Source organism: Streptomyces synnematoformans, assembly GCF_039531005.1.
Taxonomy (GTDB): Bacteria; Actinomycetota; Actinomycetes; order Streptomycetales; family Streptomycetaceae; genus Streptomyces; species Streptomyces synnematoformans.
The window spans coordinates 1-2,041 of the sequence record NZ_BAAAPF010000587.1; the positions used below are offsets into that span (position 1 = coordinate 1).

A 2,041-nucleotide genomic window follows, 5' to 3' on the forward strand; every position below is an offset into this window, starting at 1 on the left:
GTCCCGGCGCCGGCTGCTGCCCGGCGCGCTGGCGACCGGCGCCCTGGCGGGCGCCTCCGTGATCGGCGCGTCCGGGCTGCGCCCCACGGCGGCCGGCGCCGCCCCGGCCGCGTACCCCTTCCCGGGCGTCGTGACCGGGGACACCGGCGTGCACGACCCGTCGTTCGTCAAGCGGCCCTCCGGCGGCTACCTCGTCGCCCACACCGGCAACAACGTCGCCCTGAAGACGTCCGCCGACCGCACAGACTTCCGCAACGCCGGCAGCGCCTTCCCCGGCGGCGCGCCGTGGACCAGCCAGTACACCGGAGGCTCACGCAACCTGTGGGCGCCGCACCTGAGCCACCACAACGGGCAGTACCACCTGTACTACTCGGCCTCCACCTTCGGCTCCAACCACTCGGCGATCTTCCTGGCCACCAGCTCCAGCGGCGAGTCGGGCAGCTGGACGCACCAGGGCCTGGTCATCGAGTCCGGCGGCTCGGACGACTACAACGCCATCGACCCGCACCTCGCCGTGGACGCCGAGGGCCGCTGGTGGCTGGCCTTCGGCTCGTTCTGGTCCGGCATCAAGCTCATCCGGATCGACCCGGCGACCGGCAGGCGGCTCGACAACAGCATGGTCGCGATCGCCGGCCGCGGCGGCGGCGCCATCGAGGCGCCCACGATCTTCCGGCGGGGCGGCTACTACTACCTCTTCGTCTCCTTCGACCGGTGCTGCCAGGGGGCCGACAGCACCTACCGGGTCATGGTCGGCCGGTCCACCGACATCGCCGGCCCCTACCGCGACCGCAACGGCACCGCGATGACCGCCGGCGGCGGCACCGAGATCATGGCCGGCCACGACCACATCCACGGCCCCGGCCACCAGGACGTCTTCGCCGACACCGACCACGACATCCTCGTCTACCACTACTACGCCGACAACGGCGCGGCCCTGCTGGGCATCAACTGGCTCGGCTGGGACGGAGACGGCTGGCCGTACGCCCACTGAGCCCGGAACCGGGACGGGACCCCGGGGCCGGTCCCCGGGGCCGGTCCCCGGGGCCGGTCCCCGGACCCGGACCCGGGGCGATTCGACGGCAACCATTCGACGGCCCCGCGGCCACTGTCCTCGTGCACACGGGGAACACAACCCCTCCTGTGCGCACCCCCCACCACACGACGCAAGGAGCGTGGCGCGATGAGCCGCAGCAAGCGCACCCCCACCGGACACCGCCGCCTGAGCAGAGCCGTACGCACCCTGATCGCCGCCCCGCTGCTGGCGGCGCTCGGGGTCCTCGGCCACCTGGCGGTGCCCGCCCAGGCCGCGATGGCGCAGGCCTGGCAGTCCTGCGACCAGTGGGGCAACTGGCAGTCGCCCGACGGCTACATCCTCTACAACAACATCTGGGGCTCCGGCGCCGGCAGCCAGTGCATCTCCGCGGAGTCGGCCCACAACTGGACCGTCGACGCCGACCACCCGGACACCGGCGGCATCAAGTCGTACCCCAACGCCAAGTGGATCGTGAACGAGCCGGTCAGCCGGATCGACCACCTCAGCAGCTCGTACGACGTCACCGTGCCGGGCGGCGGCGCGTACAACACCACGTACGACGTGTGGGACGTCGACTACGACTACGAGGTCATGCTCTGGATGAACTGGACCGGCCCCGTGGGACCGCTCGGGCAGTTCCGGACCACCGTCGCGCTCGGCGGCCACACCTGGGACGTCTACAGCGGGAGCAACGGCAGCAACGAGGTCTTCTCCTTCCTCCGGCACGGCGACTCGACCGCCGGCGAGGTGGACCTCCTGGCCGTGCTCCGCTGGCTGAGCGACGAGGGCTGGTGGGGCGACGTGACCGTCGGCGACGTCCAGTTCGGCTACGAGATCACCTCGGCGGCCGGCGGGCTGGAGTTCACCACGAACGACTTCGAGGTCACCTCCGGCTGACCCCCACGGCGCCGCGGCGGCGGACTCCCCCCCCCCCCCCCCCCCCGGGCCCGCCCCCGGGCCGGTGGGCGGGTGCGGCGTCCCCCGCAGGGGTGAAATCGGTACGGATAC

General features: G+C 72.7%; 2 protein-coding genes. Both read left to right on the top strand.

Annotated features, from left to right (window positions below; genetic code table 11):
* Positions 1–991 (top strand): arabinan endo-1,5-alpha-L-arabinosidase (locus ABD317_RS36280; RefSeq protein WP_344296214.1); only part of this gene is annotated, 991 nt, incomplete at its 5' end.
* Positions 992–1,180: 189 nt separating this feature from the next.
* Entirely contained in the window at positions 1,181–1,930 is a 750-nt protein-coding gene (locus ABD317_RS36285; RefSeq protein ID WP_344296216.1) for a GH12 family glycosyl hydrolase domain-containing protein, read from the top strand.
* Positions 1,931–2,041 lie beyond the last annotated feature (111 nt).

What these genes read in the sequence shown, in the direction of transcription:
- ABD317_RS36285 (WP_344296216.1), top strand. Translation starts at nt 1,181, where the DNA reads ATGAGCCGCAGCAAGCGCACCCCCACCGGACACCGCCGCCTGAGCAGA.